This is a genomic window from Streptomyces sp. BR123, from assembly GCF_013401435.1.
Classification (GTDB): domain Bacteria; phylum Actinomycetota; class Actinomycetes; order Streptomycetales; family Streptomycetaceae; genus Streptomyces.
The window spans coordinates 1-831 of sequence record NZ_JACBGN010000650.1; the positions used below are offsets into that span (position 1 = coordinate 1).

The following is an 831-nucleotide window of genomic DNA, read 5'->3' on the forward strand; positions in this document are numbered from 1 at the left end:
CCACCCCTGCCGCCGGGCCGCCTGCCGCCGCCCCCGCCGCCGCAGCGCCTGCCGCCACCCCTGCCGCGGCGCCAGCCGCCGTACCGGTCGCCGGGCCGCCTCCCGGCTTCGGCCCGCCGCCCGCCGCCGTATCGTTTCAGCAGCCGCCTCACGCCCCGGCCCCGTACGCCGGATTCCCTCCGCAGTCAGGGCCCTCGGGCAGGCCGCCCACCGCCGTGCGCGCCACCGAGACGGCGGCCATGGACCGGGCGCGGCGCCGCAGCCGGGTCGCGATCGCCGTGGCGGTGGTCGCCGTACTCGCCGCGGGAGGCGTCACGTACGCCGTGACCAGCAGGGGCGGCGGGAACCACCCCCAGGCGTCGGTGACGCCGCCGGCGGCCACCCACGCACCGCAGACGTCCGGAGACCCGGGCGCAGCCGGCCCGGGCCCTTCCCCCTCCGGGACCCAGGCCAAGCCGTCCGCCACTGCCGCGAAGAAGCCGGGCACGGCGACGCCCTCCCCGAAGGCGTCCTCGGCCGCCCCGGCCCAGCCGGGCCCCGTACCGACGGGCTGCGACGGCTGGACCCACAAGGACCCGAAACCGGGCACGTACGGCTACATCTCCGGCGACCACCACCTGCTGGCCGCGCCGTACCAGAACTGCACCCCCGGCGCCCTCGTGAAGAACGGCACGAAGCTCTGGTACCACTGCTACATCGTCAACCGGTACGGCAACCAATGGACATACGTGCGCGTGGACGGCACGAACACCACCGGGTGGCTGTACAACCGCGACCTCACCGGCCAGAAGGGCTCGTCCCCGGCCTGCTAGCCCCCACTGCCACCCGACC

Annotated in this window: 1 pseudogene; it reads left to right on the top strand. The window is 76.4% G+C overall.

Going from position 1 to position 831, the window contains the following annotated elements:
- Positions 1–812, top strand: a pseudogene (locus tag HYE82_RS36870) (serine/threonine protein kinase); the annotation flags it as partial.
- Positions 813–831: the final 19 nt, after the last annotated feature.